The organism is Halanaerobium sehlinense (assembly GCF_055379485.1).
Genome location: NZ_AP042442.1, coordinates 1,117,093 through 1,133,932, shown reverse-complemented (window position 1 = coordinate 1,133,932; position 16,840 = coordinate 1,117,093). Strand labels below are relative to the sequence as shown.

The 16,840-nt window shown below is 35.6% G+C and carries 18 protein-coding genes; 1 reads left to right on the top strand and 17 read right to left on the bottom strand.

The window, feature by feature from the left end:
• Nucleotides 1-112: 112 nt before the first annotated feature.
• The 16 genes from mrdA to ACZ446_RS05405 all read right to left on the bottom strand — a co-directional run bounded on the left by mrdA (nucleotide 113) and on the right by ACZ446_RS05405 (nucleotide 14,071).
• Nucleotides 113-1,996 carry a penicillin-binding protein 2 gene (mrdA, locus tag ACZ446_RS05480; RefSeq protein ID WP_464394114.1) on the bottom strand — a complete coding sequence of 628 codons (1,884 nt, stop codon included), beginning with the start codon at nucleotides 1,994-1,996 and terminating at the stop codon, nucleotides 113-115.
• Nucleotides 1,983-2,480: a rod shape-determining protein MreD gene (mreD, locus tag ACZ446_RS05475; RefSeq protein ID WP_464394113.1), complete on the bottom strand. Its 498-nt coding sequence runs from the start codon at nucleotides 2,478-2,480 to the stop codon at nucleotides 1,983-1,985. The genes mrdA and mreD overlap by 14 nt, the downstream gene beginning before the upstream one ends.
• Before the next feature lie 30 nt (nucleotides 2,481-2,510).
• Nucleotides 2,511-3,446, bottom strand: coding sequence for a rod shape-determining protein MreC (gene mreC, locus ACZ446_RS05470; RefSeq protein WP_464394112.1), 936 nt, complete (start codon nucleotides 3,444-3,446; stop codon nucleotides 2,511-2,513).
• A gap of 12 nt (nucleotides 3,447-3,458) precedes the next feature.
• Entirely contained in the window at nucleotides 3,459-4,499 is a 1,041-nt protein-coding gene (locus tag ACZ446_RS05465; protein ID WP_464394111.1) for a rod shape-determining protein, read from the bottom strand.
• Between the two features lie 84 nt (nucleotides 4,500-4,583).
• Complete coding sequence (gene radC, locus ACZ446_RS05460; RefSeq protein ID WP_464394110.1) at nucleotides 4,584-5,279, bottom strand: RadC family protein; 696 nt, start codon at nucleotides 5,277-5,279, stop codon at nucleotides 4,584-4,586.
• 19 nt (nucleotides 5,280-5,298) lie between these two features.
• Nucleotides 5,299-5,904 (bottom strand): Maf family protein, encoded by a 606-nt coding sequence (locus ACZ446_RS05455; protein WP_464394109.1) that lies wholly within the window; start codon nucleotides 5,902-5,904, stop codon nucleotides 5,299-5,301.
• Complete coding sequence (locus ACZ446_RS05450) at nucleotides 5,904-6,425, bottom strand: Gx transporter family protein (protein ID WP_464394108.1); 522 nt, start codon at nucleotides 6,423-6,425, stop codon at nucleotides 5,904-5,906. Before ACZ446_RS05450 ends, ACZ446_RS05455 begins: the two co-directional genes overlap by 1 nt.
• A 1-nt stretch (nucleotide 6,426) precedes the next feature.
• Complete coding sequence (locus ACZ446_RS05445; protein WP_464394107.1) at nucleotides 6,427-6,834, bottom strand: NusG domain II-containing protein; 408 nt, start codon at nucleotides 6,832-6,834, stop codon at nucleotides 6,427-6,429.
• Between the two features lie 147 nt (nucleotides 6,835-6,981).
• Entirely contained in the window at nucleotides 6,982-7,974 is a 993-nt protein-coding gene (locus ACZ446_RS05440; protein ID WP_464394106.1) for an RnfABCDGE type electron transport complex subunit B, read from the bottom strand.
• A gap of 20 nt (nucleotides 7,975-7,994) precedes the next feature.
• Complete coding sequence (gene rsxA, locus ACZ446_RS05435; RefSeq protein ID WP_464394105.1) at nucleotides 7,995-8,585, bottom strand: electron transport complex subunit RsxA; 591 nt, start codon at nucleotides 8,583-8,585, stop codon at nucleotides 7,995-7,997.
• A complete protein-coding gene (rsxE, locus tag ACZ446_RS05430; RefSeq protein ID WP_464394104.1) occupies nucleotides 8,585-9,193 on the bottom strand; it encodes an electron transport complex subunit RsxE in 609 nt (202 codons plus the stop codon). Before rsxE ends, rsxA begins: the two co-directional genes overlap by 1 nt.
• On the bottom strand, nucleotides 9,193-9,753 hold the full coding sequence (locus ACZ446_RS05425; protein WP_464394103.1) for an RnfABCDGE type electron transport complex subunit G: 561 nt from the start codon (nucleotides 9,751-9,753) through the stop codon (nucleotides 9,193-9,195). The genes rsxE and ACZ446_RS05425 overlap by 1 nt, the downstream gene beginning before the upstream one ends.
• Nucleotides 9,754-10,662, bottom strand: coding sequence for an RnfABCDGE type electron transport complex subunit D (locus tag ACZ446_RS05420; RefSeq protein WP_464394102.1), 909 nt, complete (start codon nucleotides 10,660-10,662; stop codon nucleotides 9,754-9,756).
• A 15-nt stretch (nucleotides 10,663-10,677) separates the two neighbouring features.
• Nucleotides 10,678-12,003, bottom strand: coding sequence for an electron transport complex subunit RsxC (gene rsxC, locus ACZ446_RS05415; RefSeq protein ID WP_464394101.1), 1,326 nt, complete (start codon nucleotides 12,001-12,003; stop codon nucleotides 10,678-10,680).
• 143 nt (nucleotides 12,004-12,146) lie between these two features.
• Entirely contained in the window at nucleotides 12,147-12,749 is a 603-nt protein-coding gene (locus ACZ446_RS05410; RefSeq protein WP_464394100.1) for an SPOR domain-containing protein, read from the bottom strand.
• A complete protein-coding gene (locus ACZ446_RS05405) occupies nucleotides 12,746-14,071 on the bottom strand; it encodes a bifunctional folylpolyglutamate synthase/dihydrofolate synthase (protein ID WP_464394099.1) in 1,326 nt (441 codons plus the stop codon). Before ACZ446_RS05405 ends, ACZ446_RS05410 begins: the two co-directional genes overlap by 4 nt.
• Before the next feature lie 129 nt (nucleotides 14,072-14,200).
• Here ACZ446_RS05405 and ACZ446_RS05400 point away from each other — a divergent pair, with 129 nt between their 5' ends.
• Entirely contained in the window at nucleotides 14,201-14,632 is a 432-nt protein-coding gene (locus ACZ446_RS05400; protein WP_464394098.1) for a divergent PAP2 family protein, read from the top strand.
• Nucleotides 14,633-14,805: 173 nt separating this feature from the next.
• On the opposite strand, the gene tkt is transcribed toward ACZ446_RS05400, so the two are convergent.
• Nucleotides 14,806-16,773 (bottom strand): transketolase, encoded by a 1,968-nt coding sequence (tkt, locus tag ACZ446_RS05395; RefSeq protein WP_464394097.1) that lies wholly within the window; start codon nucleotides 16,771-16,773, stop codon nucleotides 14,806-14,808.
• Nucleotides 16,774-16,840 lie beyond the last annotated feature (67 nt).

Here is a 16,840-nt window from a genome sequence, read left to right as displayed (position 1 = left end):
ACACTTTTTAATATATTCTTTAATAAAATTGAAAATCCTGCCTTTAATAATTAAAATACTGGATTAAACAGTTTAAAACTAAATTAGCCAAGTAATTAAACAGTCTTAATTGTTAATTCTCGTCTTCTCTACTGTAATAGTATACTTTATCTTTATTATTATTATAATTTTTAAAGCCAAAATAATATTCCATAATTTCTCTGGCAATTGGAACAGAATATGCACTTGAGCCACCATTTTCAATAAAAACTACAACTGCAATCTGTGGATCCTCATAAGGCGCAAAGCCGCCAAACCAACCGTGATTAGCTCCCCCTGTTTGAGCAGTACCGGTTTTACCAGCTGCTTTAAGAGGAAAACCATTAAAATGGCGGGATGCAGTACCATAATTTTTATTTGCAACATCGTGCATTCCTTCTTTTAAAGCAGAAAAAACATTACTATCAATTTCATTCCTCAAGTCAATATTTATTTCGGGTTCAAAGGTCTTTATAGTTTCTCCGTCTGCTCCTCTAATTTCTTTTACCAGCTGTGGCTTATAAGAAACTCCTTCTGCTGCAACTGTAGAAATTAAAGACACAATTTGAACCGGGGTTGTTAATAAACTCCCCTGACCGATTGATAAGTTAACTGAATCACCAGGATACCAGCCCTGATTTAAATTTTCTCTTTTCCAGCTGTCATCAGGTACCAGACCACTTTTTTCTGAAGGTAAATCAATGTCACTTTTAGTGCCTAGTCCATATTTTCGGGCATATTCAGCCAGTTTTTCACCTTTAAATTCCTTATATAATTCATAACCTAATTCATAAAAAACAACGTTATTAGAGCGGGCTATTGATTTGACAAAATCTATTTTACCCTCTCCAACCGGGTTCCAGTTTCTAAAAGGCCTGGACCAATTAGGAATATAAAAAGCACCGTTAGAATCATAAAAGCTTGTATTTGCTCTAACTCCTAACTCCTCCATTGCCGCCGTACCTGTTACCAGTTTAAATATTGAACCTGGTGGGACAGCAGTCATTGTATTACGGTTGATCATCGGACGTAAAGGATCGTTAATTAATTCCTGATAATCACTGCTGCTAATTCCTTTAGCAAATAAATTCAAATTATAATCCGGGAGACTAACTGCAGCTAAAATACCTCCGGTATCAATATCCATCACCAGCGCAGTAATTCCTGTAGGTGCTGATCTATCTTCATTTTCAGCAGCTAAATCCCGTAATTCAGTGTAGTTTTTTTCTAATAATTTCTCCACTGCTGCCTGCAGTTTAAAATTAATATTTAAGATTAAATCACTACCCGCTTCTGGGTTTTTGATTCCTATTGTTTTAATCTTTTGTCCTCTGCTGTTAACCTCAATTTGTTCAGCACCGCGTTTTCCATTTAAATAAAACTCATATTCTTTTTCGAGTCCACTTTTACCTACAAAATCTCCACCTCGATAGTTGTATCCCTGTTCATTAAATGAAACTAACTCTTCTTCATTTATTTCTCCAATATAGCCGGTAGTATGAACTAATTTTTCAGGATAGATATAATCTCTCATTGAAGACTCTTTAACTAATAATCCTGGCAGAATATCTCTGTTTTCTGCAATAATCACCATATCTTCTTTACTCAAATGGCGGGCTAAAAGTATTGGTTCTACAGCTGTATTAACCTCAGAGTTATTATAGTTTTGAAACAGACGTGATTCAGCTAAACTGCTGATAGTAGAAAGCTGATGTAGTATTTGATCAGCTGAGCCTGTCGGAGGAATTTCATTCTGCATTAAATAAAGATTGTAACTCAACTTACTTGAAACAATTATTTCTCCTCGTTGATCATAAATTCTACCTCGAGGTGCGTTAATTGGTCTAACAGAAATCCGATTCCCCTCTGAAAGTTCATAATAATAATCACCCTTTACAAGCTGTAAATAGGCGGATCTAGACAGTAAAATGGCAAAGATTATAATAATTATTATTCTTATAATTTTATGTCTGTCCACTTAAATCACGCCTTCCCCAGAAAAAATAAATTAAATAAACAAAGAAGGTGATCAGTGAATTGAGAGCTGCCAGAGGCAAAATAATCTCTTTAAGCAAATTTAAATAATCTGCTGCAAATAAGTAGTTTTCTTTTAAAAGTAAATATAATAACTCGTGAACTATTGTGGCTAAGAAAACACCGAGTGGTGGAATCAATAAATTTTCTGGAAAAAATCTACCTGACAGCAGAGCTGATAAAAAGGCAACTGCTGTTTTGACGGGGATAAAAAGACCGATAAAAGATGTTATAAAAACATCCTGAAGCAGACCTCCAAAAGCACCATAAATCATAGCATCTTGTGCCCCAAAAACAATAGCTCTGATCACTACATAAATTAAGATGAAATCAGGTATTAAAACTAAAGATGGAAAAAATACAGGTATTGTCAGCTGAAAAATCAAAAGAAAGATAAGTACTGAAATATTAAATAAATATTTTTTCAATTTAAACTCTCCATTGTTAAATATATGCTTCTAATTTTCTTCACTCTCTGAACTTCCTTCATTTGCTTCACTTTCCTCATCTGCATTAATTTCAGCTTCGTTTTCTAATTGATCATTTTGAACAGCAATTTTAGAATTAAAGTTTTTGATGATCATAACCTCTTCTAAAGTTATCTGATGCATAAATAAATCTATATCAGCTTTTTGGGAAAGACCATAATTGTCTGTTTCAACTTCTGCAACTTTACCGATTTTTAAGCCAGGGGGAAAATTATTTGATAAACCAGAGGTCAAAACTACATCTCCTGTTTCTAAATCTGCATCCCAGGCTATGCTGTCCATTATATTTGGCTTGTCATCTCTGCCGCTCCCTTTGACCAATCCAATTTCTCGTGAATCAGTCCGAGCAATGATTCCTCCCACAACAAAATTATGGTCGGTGATTAGTCTTATTTGGGCAGAATTACTACCAACATTTTCTACTCTTCCAACCAAATATCCCTGATAACTTATAACAGGCATTCTCGGTTCTAAACCATTTCTACTGCCGCGATTTATTGTAATAGTTTTTTCCCAAATTGAAGGAGAATTTGCAATTACTTCAGCTCCAATCATCTCATAATCAACTTTCTCTTTAAAATCAAGCAGTTCTCTTAATCTTTTATTTTCTCTGTTGATATTTTCTAAAAAAAGAATCTGTCTTTCTAAAACACTGTTTTTCTGTCTTAAAGTTTTCAGTTCCTGGTTTACCTCATCAATCGAAAATAAAGTAATAAAGAAATCTCTAATACTTTCTATTAATTGATGCAAAATATTTATTATTGGACTGATCAGGTTATATAATAAATCACTTAACCAGTTAAATAATGGTAGATCTATTTCTGTAAAGTAAATAAAGCTTACTGATAAAACTATTAAAATTATTATTACAGCTGTAATTAATGTATTCCTGTTAAAGTTAAACAACAGGTACACCCCCTATGAAAGTTTTTTGGGTGTAATTAAAATCTTTTTCAAAGAATCAATTTCTTCTAAAGCCATACCGGTTCCTTTTGCAACACAGTCTAATGGCTCATCAGCAATATGGACTGGCATTTGAGTTTGATCAATTAATAGCTTATCTAATCCCTGCAGTAGAGCTCCACCACCGGTTAAAATTATTCCTCGATCCATAACATCTGATGCTAATTCAGGTGGTGTTTTTTCCAGAGTCATTTTAACAGCATCAATAATATTTACAACTGGTTCTTCCAGAGCTTTCTGAATCTCAGCCCCATTAATTTCTATAGTTTTTGGAAGTCCACTAACCAGGTCACGTCCCCTAATTTCTTTAACACCTTCAGGATTATCACTGAAAGCAGCCCCGATATCTATTTTAATTTCTTCAGCAGTTCTTTCACCAATCATTAGATTATACTTTCTTTTAACATACTGCACAATAGCAGAATCCATATCGTCCCCACCGATTCTAATTGAACGGCTGGTTACAATTCCTCCTAAAGAGATAACTGCAACTTCGGTAGTTCCTCCACCGATATCAACAATCATGTTTCCTGTTGGTTCATGAACCGGTAAACCGGCACCAATAGCTGCTGCCATAGGCTCCTCAATCAGATAAGCTTCTCTGGCCCCAGCATGAACAGCTGCATCAATCACAGCTCTTTTTTCAACTTCTGTTACTCCAGATGGAACACAGATAATTATTCTAGGTCGAACCATTCTGCTCCTCTTATGAGCCTTGGTTATAAAATAGCGGAGCATTGATTCTGTAACATCAAAATCAGCAATTACTCCATCTTTCATAGGTCTCACTGCAATAATATTGCCAGGTGTTCTACCAATCATTCTCTTTGCTTCATCACCTACAGCAAGTACTTCCTGTTTATCTTTTTTGAGAGCAACTACAGAAGGCTCTCTAATTAAAATTCCTTTTCCTTTAATATAAACTAATGTGTTCGCTGTCCCAAGGTCAACACCCATATCCCTTGAGAATGGTGCACTTAAAAATTTAAAAACCATTTACTTAAACCCCTTTCAAATTATATAAAACTTTAGATTAAAAACTTAAATTAAATTTCTGTCAAAATTATATCTATATAAAAATTAAAATAAACTCTTTTCTTTAAAACTTAAATACTTATCACCAGCAATAATTATATGATCCATTACTTCGATCCCAATAATTTTTCCGGTTTCAACCAGCTTTTTGGTAATGCTTACATCATCAGCACTTGGAGTTGGATCACCACTGGGATGATTATGAACCAATATCATAGCGGCACTGCTGCGTCTAATCGCCTCTTTAAAAACTTCTCGAGGATGAACAATAGAACTTGAGAGACCACCACGAGAAATTTCAGGCACAGCAATCACCTTATTTTTTACATCTAAAAGTATAACCCGCAGCACTTCCTGTTTTAAAAATCTCATTTCACCAGCCAAAAGTTCTGCTGCCTGAAGCGGATTACTCACCAAATCTTTCTGCTCGTTTTTTATAGATGTTATTCTAGAACTAAGTTCAATTACAGCTTTAACTTGAGCAGCTTTGGCATTTCCTATACCATTGATCTGCTGCAGTTCTTCACAACTTAGGTCCTGAAGCCCTTTCAAACCTCCACAAAAGTTGAGCAGATCCTGGGCCAACTCAACTGCAGTCCTTTCTCGATTTCCAGTTCTAATAACTAAAGCAAAAAGTTCTGCTGTTGATAAATATTTACTCCCCTTTTTCAAAAGCTTTTCTCTTGGTCTTTCCTCTGCTGGTAGTTCTTTGATGGTAAAATTGGTCTGAAGACCATCCATCAAAATTAGCTCCTTTCTCTTATAGGATTCCATAGTTAAATTTATCTAATAACTTTGCCAGTTGATGGATTGGCAAACCCATAACTGAATGATATGAGCCACTTATTTCTTCAACAAAAAGACCCCCAAAACCCTGGATGGCATAAGAGCCAGCCTTATCCATTGGTTCACCTGTATCTACATAATTGTTAATTTCTTTTTCAGTCATATTTGTCATTTTAACATCAGTTATATTATACTCTACATAACTTTCTTTGTTTTGTGAATTTAAAACTGCAACTCCAGTAATCACCTGATGCTGATTGTCACTTAAAGTATTCAGCATCTTTTTAGCTGCCTCTTCATCTTCTGGTTTGCCCAGTATTTGCTGATCATAAACTACTACAGTATCTGCAGCTATCACTAATGCATCTTCTACCAGATTAGAAACTGATTTAGCTTTTTCTAAGGCCAGTGTTTTTACCAGTTCAATTGGATCATCATTTTTAAATTCTTCCTCATTAATTTTGGAAGGTACTATTGTGAATTTCAAATCTAATTTCTTTAATATATCTTCTCTCCGCGGAGAAGCAGATGCTAAAACAAGTTTCAAATTATTTGTAACCTTATTTGCTTTTTTAATCATTAAAAATTACCTCCAGTAATTGAAAATGGCAAATGTTTAAGAGTAAAATAGCTAACCAAGCCAACCCCAAATCCAGTTGGTAGGGCAAGTAAAATTAAAAACGGCAGATAATAAAATATTCCTAAATTAGATATTATTAAATAAGCAGCTGTAATTTGAGCAGTGTTATGAGCAACAGCTCCAATAATACTGATTCCAATCAAAGAAAAATAATCTTTGAAAAAGTAATAAGCAAGATACATCAAAATAAAGCTTAATATTCCTCCACTAAAGCTTAAATAAAAATTTATTGTCATAAAAGTTCCAGCCAGCAGTGAACCCAGTATAACCCTAAAAATTACAACCTGAAAAGCTGCTGGAAAACCAAACAGCGAAATTGCAATTAATGAAACAATATTGGCCAGACCCAGCTTTGCTCCTGGTACAACAGCACTTAGAGGAAAAAAACTTTCTACTAAGTGCAAAACAAGACCTAGGGATATTAATAATGAAATTACCACTATTTTTCTAGTTTTTTTCATTTTACCAGCTCATCCCATCTATGTCTGAGTCTGAACTTTCCAGCCAGAGGCTCAAAGAATTCGGCACACAGACAATAATTGGCCCTTCCCGATCAATCCAGCCTGTTTTTTCACAAATTTTGAGTGGGTCAGCTGCAGGTGCCTCTAAAACACGCACTCTGCCCTGGTTGACTTCAATAATATGAATCCCAATTGGCCCTTCTACCTCAAAAATTATTGGCTCCTCATAGCTATCTGCTACAGCAACTGTCCTAATCAACTCATCATTTTGCTGCACCTTGAGGATTAATTCTGCTTCTGAATCTGGGCTGAAAATATAAAAAGGAATTACTAATAGTGCCAGCGCCAAAATTATTACAAAAATGATTAAAATTTTATCGTAAAATGTTAAAATATCAGTTATTTTCAATTATATTCACCACATATTTCTTTTTTACTACCATTACTATATATTTTAACATCTTTAACGTCTGATGTCCACAATTTAAAGCTTAAGAAAAAACCCGTTCTTAAAACAAGAACGGGTTTTGAATTCCTATAATTTTAATGCTGTCTTTTAATCTTCATCTTTATAATAGAGATCAACTGCATCTACATTACAGGCTTCAAAACAGAGCCCACACTGGATACATCTTTCCTGGTCAATCTCATGCAGTTTTTTAACTTCTCCGTCTATACAATCAACAGGACAGGCTCTTGCACAAAGAGTACAGCCGACACAGTTATCATTAATTTCAACTTTTTCTATCATTTTACCCTGAAATTCAATTGTTCCTGTTGGACAAACTTCTGCACATTTGCCACAGTTAACACATTTTTCATAATCAATAACTGCTAAATTATCCTGCATCTCAATTGCATCAACCGGACAGGTTCTCGCACAGAGACTGCAGCCAATACAGCCAACTTCACAGGTTTTACGAACAATTTTACCTGTGTTATGAGATGAACATCTGATATGTGTTTTACCTGAAAGAGGTGCCAGTAAAAGAACATTACGGGGACACTCTTCTACACATTTACCACAGCCTGTACATTTATCATAGTTTATCTGCGGTAGACCATTTTCGCTCATTTCTATAGCATCAAAAGGACAGACTACTTCACAATCACCAAAACCTAAACAGCTGTACTGACATTCTTTTTCGCCACCATTAACTGAATTTGCTGCTTTACAGGTTTTAATTCCCTGATATTTTCCTGATTTAGTGGTTTCTTTAATTCCACCACCACATAATAATTCAGCAACAACCTTGTTTGAACTACCTGCATCAGCACCCATGATATCAGCAATATTTGAAGATACTTTATCTCCACCAACCGGACAACCACCAACTGGAGCTTCTCCATTAACAACTGCTTCTGCAAAAGCACTACAACCTGCATAACCACAGGCACCACAGTTAGCACCCGGCAGAGCATCATTTACTTTGCCCACTCTTGGATCCTGTTCAACTTTAAAGTGTACTGAGGCAAAACCAAGCCCTGCAGCTAATACTGCAGCAATGCCCCCCATACTAAGTAAAGAATATAAATATGTTGGATTCATTTAATTTACTGCCACCTCCACTACATTGAGATGAGACCGGAGAAACCCATAAAAGCCATAGCCATAATACCTGCAACGATCAGGGTAATAGGCACACCTTTTAATACTCCAGGCACATCGCCAAAATCTAATTTTTCTCTCAAACCAGCAATTAATACAATTGCTAAAGTAAAACCAACTCCAGCTCCGAAACCAAAAACTACACTAGCAATAAAACTGTAGCCATTTAGAGGGATTAATAAAGCTAATCCCATAATTGCACAGTTTGTTGTAATTAAAGGAAGGAAAATACCAAGAGCTTTATATAAAACAGGACTTGTTTTCTTAATAAACATCTCTACAAACTGAACCAGGGATGCAATTACGATAATAAAGGAAACATACTGCAAAAATGGTAGATTCAAAGCTTCTAAAATAAAAGTATTAATCAACCAGGTTGCAGCAGCAGTCAGAGTCATAACAAAAGTTGTTGCAAGACCCATACTGAAAGCTGTTTCTACCTGTTTAGATACTCCTAAAAAAGGACAGATTCCTAAAAATCTAATCAAAACAAAGTTATTTATTAATACAGTACTAATAAATAATAATAATATCTGTGTGAATTCTTCCATTATTTACCCTCCCTGCTGATTTGATTCATAATACCAACCAGAATACCTAAGGTTATAAAAGCACCAGCAGGTAATACCATAATTACCATTGGACGGTACCATTCTCCTAATACCTGAAGTCCAAATACGGATCCCATACCAAATACTTCTCTAATTATTCCTAAAAGAGTTAAAACCCAGGTGAAACCTATTCCCATTCCCAGGCCATCTGCAATAGCTCTGTGAGTAGGATTTTTAGAAGCAAATGCTTCCTGACGTCCTAAGATCAAACAGTTAACTACAATCAGGGGAATAAAAATACTTAATGATGCTGCAATCCCTGGAAAAAATGCCTTTAAAAAGTAATCAGTAAATGTTACAAAAGTAGCAATGATCAAGATATAACTTGGAATACGCACATTTGCTGGGATCAGCTTTTTTATAATTGAAATAACTATTTCAGACATAATCAACACAAATGATGTTGCTAAACCCATTGCCAGTCCATTAGAAGCTGTATTTGTGACAGCAAGAGTTGGACACATCCCAATAACTAATCTAATAATTGGGTTTTCTGCCCAGAGACCATTTGTAAAATCTTGAATTAATTCTTTGAAATCAATAGACATTAATTTCCACCTCCATATGCTGCAGTTACTTTATCTAAGCCGTTTTCTACAATTCTGGTAACACTAACTGAAGAAATTGTCGCACCTGCAATTGCCTGTACCTCTGTGTCTTTTTGAGGTGGATTTTTAACAACTGTGTAATCTGCAAATGTTTTATCTTCAAAATTAGACTTAAATTCGGCTTCGGTAATTCTAGCACCCAAACCAGGAGTTTCCGCATGGTTTAAAACACTAAATTTATATATTTTATCCTGCTCTAAATTAACACCAATCATAATTTCTATCACACCATTGTAGCCACCACCACTATTAATAAAGGCAACTCCAACTCTGCTTCCATTTGCATCAAAACCTTCATAGAAAATGTCCCCGTTCTTTTCGACTTCTTCTACAGTTTCAACACCAGGAAGTACCTCATTGATAGCTTTTTTCTGAGCTTCAGCCTGATTAGCCTGAATATAAGGAGTTGTCCACTCATAAACAAAGGTTAAAGTTAAAGCAGAAACAATACCAATTATTGATAGAGTTAAAATTAAATTTTTCATACTATTTTTTTCCATTTATTTCACCTCTCCTAAACTACGAGGTCTTGTGTAGCGGTCAATTAGTGGCACACAGGTATTCATCAGCAGTATACTGTACATTACTCCCTCTGGATATCCACCCCAGAGTCTAATGATTACTACCAATAAGCCAGCACCAATACCAAAGATCCAGCGACCTAACTTAGTTGTAGGACTGGAAACCATATCAGTAGCCATGTACAGGGCACCAATCATTAATCCACCACCAAAAAGATGGAAAATTGGATCTGCACCAAAGGCAAATGTCCCAACAAAAACCGTACCTATCATAGCCAGTGGAATTCTCCAGTTAACATAGCCTTTATATAAAAGATAAGCAAAACCTAATAATAATGCCAGAGCTGATGTCTCTCCTAGAGAACCGGCAATCTGACCAACAAAAAGATTCCAGGTATCAGTTGCGATCCCATCCATTTTCATTTGACTTAAAGGTGTTGCAGTTGAAACTCCATCTACAGTCCAGGTAGTCATTAATACTGGATAAGCTGCAGTTAAAAAGGCTCTACCAACCAGAGCCGGGTTAAATGGATTTTGACCGATCCCTCCAAAAACCTGTTTACCAAGTCCAATAGCAACAACTGAACCAAAAAATGCTGTCCAAAGCGGAATAGATGGAGGAAGTGTTAATGCTAAAAGCAGACCAGTTACTACTGCACTTCCGTCTTCAATAGTAATCTTCTTTTTTCTAACTTTTTGAAATATGTACTCTGTTAAAACCGCACCAACAACAGCTGTCAGAACCACAGATAATGCTCTTGCTTTAAAGAAATATACCGCAGCAAAAACTGCCGGCAGCAGGGCAAGAACAACTGACCACATTATTTTTTTCACAGAATCCTGTGCTCTGACATGTGGTGAGGATGTTACAATTAATTCATTATTCATTATTGATTATCCTCCTTAATTCTCTTCTCTTTTTTTCGCCATTACCTGTGCCTTACCAAGACGCAGATGATGTACCAGAGGTATTTTAGCCGGGCAAACAAAGGAACATGAGCCACATTCAATACAGCTTAATACCTGCCAATCTTCTAATTCTTCTACCATATCATGTTTTGCAAAATCAACGAGCTGTGTAGGCATTAAAAACATTGGACAGGCATCAACACATTTTGCACAATTGATACAGGGAGATGGTTCAAAATCTTCTACCTCATCCTTAACCAAAACAAGAATTCCAGAAGTACCTTTAACTGCAGGAATATCAAGGCTCTTTTGGGCAGCACCCATCATTGGCCCACCTGTAATAACCTTCGCAGCATTTTCTTTAAGTCCACCAGCCTGCTCAATAAGTTCTCCGATACTAGTTCCAACTCGGAAAATTAAATTTTGAGGCGAATTAATTCCTCTACCAGTAATAGAAATTGACCTTTCATAAAGAGGTTTAGCATCTCTAATAGCATCTGCAACTGCTGCTGCAGTTGAAGTGTTATTAACAACAACTCCTACATCCAGTGGTAGACCTCCAGCAGGAACTTCTCTACTGATTAGAGCCTCAATCAACATTTTTTCTCCACCCTGTGGATACTTAGTTTCTAAGGCTTGAATCTCAATATTGTCATCATTTTTAGCAGCATCACGCATGCTTTCTATTGCCTCAGGTTTATTATCTTCAATCCCGATAATACCCTTTGGAGCACCTGCTGCTTTCATTAAAGCTTTAAGACCAAAAACAATACTTTCAGGTCTTTCTACCATAACTCTATGGTCAACAGTCAAATAAGGTTCACATTCTGCACCATTTAAGATTACATAATCTACGTTTTTATCATCCGGAATAGATATTTTAACATGAGTAGGAAACATCGCTCCACCCATACCAACTATTCCTGCTTCTCTAACAATATTTCTAATTTCCTCAGCATCAAGTCCATCTAAATTTTCATGTTTTTCTAAACCAGAATTTAGAGTATCCTCCTCTGCAGCTTCAATTACAACTGCATCAACAATATTTCCGCCTGGATCAGTTACCTTTCGAATCTCTTTTACAGTTCCAGAAACAGAAGCATGAATAGGAGCACAGACAAAACTATCACCATCAGCAATCTTTTGACCAAGATCAACCTGATCACCTTTTTTTACAAGTGCTTTTAAAGGTGCACCAATATGCTGTTTTATTGGAATTATGACTTCTTCAGGCCTTTTAGCAATTTTTAAGGGTTTATCCTTTGTCAATTCTTTATTGTACTTAGGATGGATACCCTGTTTAAAAGTCAACGCTTTCACTATAAAAATTCACCCCTTATATATTTTTTCTAAGAAAAATTTATAATTTGAAAATTTTGCTATAAATTTATATATTAGAATGCAAACCATAATTATTATATACTAATTGTTAAATAAGAACAACAGTAAATTAGAAAAAGATTTTATTCACGAACTACTATGAATCCATTATATCCTTCTGACTTTAATTCTTCAAGTATTGATTCTGCAGCATTTCTAGAAGAATAACCTACTACCTGAACTTGATGAGGGCTGGTGTCAGTAATTAAAATTTGATAACCCAATTCTTCTACCTTACTTTTTACTGACAGAGCATTGTTATAATTTGAAAAAGCTCCAATCTGAACAGCGAAGTCACCCTCAATGTTATTTACTTCAGAATTTTGAACAGCTTCAGAACCGGACTGAGCAGTTTGAGTTCCATCTGAATCTGAGTTTTGATCAGTATTATCTTCAGCTGCAGAGTTTTCAGTATCTGCTGGCTGAGATGCAATATTCCTTTCCTCAGGTGTGGGTGCAGGTAAATTATTTTCCTGGTTATCTATTTTTTGAGGCTGATCCCGGTTTTCTGAGATGTTTTGCTGACTAATTTCACTGCTGTTTCTCTCTCCTTCAGCAATTTCTGCATCATCTTCTACTAAAAAGGAGATCAACCAGCTTCCCATTAAGTAGCCCACAAATAAAGCTGCTACTGACATAAAAATAACAACCACAATTAAAGAAAAACCTTTCTCATTTTTATTCATCTTTTTTTCACCCCTAAATTTTTTGTCATTATTTCAATTCCGGCTTCAAAAGTTGTATTAAAAGATCCAGCCGCAACAATTAAATCATTTAACCCTGCTGTCTTTAGGGCTTGACTGCTGGCCTCAGCTAGACTATTAAAGCTTTGATATTGAAAGTTTCTCTCTTTGAATTTATCAGTCAACTTATCTATTTTTATTGTTCTAAATGACGCATTTTCAGCCAGATAAAACTTTGGCTTCAATTTAAAATTTAAAAATTCATCTAAAATAGAATCCAGATCCTTATCTTTTAGAATTGAAAAGATTAAGTGGAAATCATTAAAATCTGCACTCGAATAATTAATATTCTTCACCAGCTCTTTAAAAGCAGCCTGATTATGGGCTGCATCTAATAAAACAAGTGGTTTTTCTGCTATCTTTTCCATCCTTCCCGGCCAGTAAATGTTTTTCAAAGCTCTTTTTATCTCAGCTTCAGCAGCAGGAAAATCAGAACTTAGTTCTTCTACTGCTCTTAAAGCCAGAGCAGTATTATAGGCTTGATGTTTCCCTAAAAGTGAAAGTTGATAGCTTGCTTCTTTTTTATTTTTTCTCTTTAAAGTTATTATATTTTTTCTTAAATCTCCACTACTTTTGATTAAATCATATTCTTCTCTGAGGTCAATGAATTTAGAATTATTCTCTAAAGTTTTTTCTTTAATTACAGCCAGAGCTGCCTTTTGATCCACAGCAGTAATTACTTTGGAATTTTTTTTGATTATTCCTGCTTTTTCAAAGGCAATCTGAGCTGCATTATCGCCCAGGATATTTTGATGTTCTAAGCTTATATTAGTAATAATAGAAAGCAATGGTTTTTCTATTATATTTGTAGCATCTAATCTGCCGCCAAGGCCGGTTTCTAAAATAACTAGCTCAGCTTCATGCCTCTGAAAAGTTTTAAAAGCTGCTGCAGTTACAATTTCAAAAAAACTTGGTTCTAAATGACCCTCAGTTTTCAAAAAGTCTGCTGCCTCTTTCACTTCTGCTAAAATCTCAGCTAACTCAACAGTGGAACAGGCCTTACCATTAATTTTAATTCTCTCGTTAAAATGATAATAATGAGGTGAGCTGTAGAGAGCCGTTTTATAGCCTGCCTCTCTATAAATTCTTTCTAAAATAGCAGCTGTTGATCCTTTACCATTTGTGCCGGCAAGATGAATTACATTTAAATTTTGCTGAGGATTTCCTAAATGATCAACTAAAGCTTTTATTCTATCTAAGCCAGGGTTATAGCCAGATTTACTTCCAAAAAGTGATAAAGAATTAATATAGGTAAAAGGATCCATTTTCTCCTCCAATTCTGATTTGCAATCAATAGTATAAATAAGTTAAAATGTATTATAGCACTAATAATATTATACACAAAATAAAAGAAAAGAACAAAATTAATAAATTGAATTTCCGGGGGAGATCATATGACATTACTGCAGATTTCAATATTTTCACTTTTTGCAGCACAATTTTTAAAAATCTTTTTTATCAGACCAATAAATTTCTACACTATTTTCACTTCAGGTGGAATGCCCAGTTCACACTCATCCTTTGTTTCCTCACTGGCAGTTACAGTTGGTCTAAAATATGGTTTCAGATCTGACCTCTTTGCCATAGTAACGGTTTTTGCTTTAATTGTTACTTATGATGCCAGTGGTGTTAGAAGAGCTGTTGGGCTTCAGGCAAATGTCTTAAATAATTTAATTAAACATCTTGAGGACAAAAGTTTTGCTACTGATAAGCAGTTAATTAAAGAAGACTTAAAAGAATTGATCGGACACACACCTTTCGAGGTTTTTGCAGGTGTTTTGCTGGGAGCATTGATAGCGGTTGTTAACTGGTATTTCTTTCTTTGAAAAAATTAATTGAAATCTAAAATATTAATAAAATCTAAACTTTACTTCGATATAAAAATCCGTCCACCTGGAATCACTACTGTGACTTGTGGACGGATTTTTTATTATATTCTAAAGAGTTCTAAGTTGGTTTAAATTAGATCAATCAGATAATTTTTAACTTTACTTAGATTCTATTTACCCATAGCTGCTTCAATTTTTGCAGCAACTTTTTCGGCTTTAAATCCTAGTTCTTCTCCTACTTCCTGACCCTTTCCACTTAAACCAAAGCGGTCAAGTCCAATTACCAGACCATCACTGCCGACTAATTTATACCAGCCGCTGGTTACTCCTGCTTCTAAAGCTACCTTTAGATCTGCTTCAGGTAGTGGATGTTCTGCAGCATACTGCTCCAGCTTTCTTCTTTCTGGAACTGACATAACTGCAGCTTTGATTCCTTTTTCAGCCAGCAGTTCTGCACTTTTTTCTGCCAGGTTAACTTCACTACCGCTGGCAAAAATAATTGTATCAGCATCTTTAGGATCACTAACAAAATAACCACCATTCTTAAAGTTATTAAGACCCTGATATTTCTTGATGTGGTCTAAATTCTGTCTGGTTAAAATTAAAGCTGTTGGCTGATCCTTAGTTTCTAATGCTTCAACCCAGGCAGCTTTTGCTTCTTCTTCATCTCCAGGTCTTAAGACCTTAAGTCCTGGTATGATTCTTAATGCCTCTACATGCTCTATTGGCTGATGAGTTGGTCCATCTTCACCAACAAATACAGAATCATGAGTAAAGACATAGGTTACAGGCAGCTTCATTAAAGCAGCCAGCCTGATTGCCGGACGCATATAATCGGAGAAGACAAGGAAGGTTGCTGCAAATGGTCTTAATCCTGCGTGTAAGGCTATACCATTTGTAATTGCTCCCATTGCGTGTTCCCTAACTCCAAAACGGAAGTTGCGGCCGGAGTAATTTCCTTTCTGCACTTCTCCATATTCAGCATTATAAGTTTTATTTGATGGCGCTAAATCTGCTGACCCACCAACTAAATATGGTATTAGTTCAAATGCTTTTGATAAAGCTGCTCCAGCTGATTTTCTGGTTGCTATTGGAGCTTCTATTTCTAAATCCATAATTTCTTCTTTTAAATCAACAGGCAGCTTAAGTTCTATTGCCTGATCCCATTCTTTTTTAAGCTTAGGATTGGCTTCTGCCCATTCTTTAAATTCTTTTTCCCAGGCCAATCTCTGGTCCTGCATTTCTGCCGCATGAGCTCGGAAAAACTCTTTGACCTCATCTGAGACATAAAATTTCTTGTCTACCGGCAGACCAAATTTTTCTTTCAGGCCTTTGATTTCTTCTTCTCCTAAAGGTGCTCCATGAGCGTCAGCTGTATCCTGCTTTGTCGGCGCTCCTAAAGCAATATGAGTTTTAGCCATGATTACTGTAGGTCTTTCTTTATCTGACTTAGCCTGATTAATTGCTTCTCTTACCTGGTCAATATTATGTCCGTCAACATTTTCTATTACCTGCCAGCCAAAAGCTTTAAAGCGGTCAGCTACAGACTCTGTAAAAGCTAAATTGGTATTTCCGGCAATTGAGATATCATTATCATCATAAATTGCAATTAGCTTATCAAGTCCTAAATGACCTGCAAGTGATGCCGCTTCAGAAGTTATTCCTTCCATCATACAGCCATCACCCATAATTGTATAAGTATAGTGATCTACAATACTATGCTTATCTGTATTATATTTTGCGGCCAGCATTTTTTCTGCTAAAGCCATACCAACTGCATTAGAAAAACCCTGTCCTAATGGTCCTGTTGTTGTTTCTACTCCATCAGTGTCACCATATTCTGGATGTCCTGGTGTTTTAGAATGAAGCTGTCTAAACTCTTTTAAGTCGTCCATTGATACATCATAACCTGTCAGGTGCAGGAATGAATATAAAAATGCTGATCCATGTCCGGCTGAAAGTACAAAACGATCTCTATCAGGCCAGTCTGATTTAGAAGCATCAATATTCATTACTTCACCAAATAAAAGAGCTCCAATATCAGCACAGCCAATCGGCATCCCGGGGTGCCCCGAATTTGCCTTCTCTACAATGTCTGCGGATAATCCTCTAACTATATTAGCAACATTTTTTAACAAAATTTATCCCTCCCGAAATTAAATAAAATCTTTCAATTATTATTTTATACTTTAAGACTATAAATGT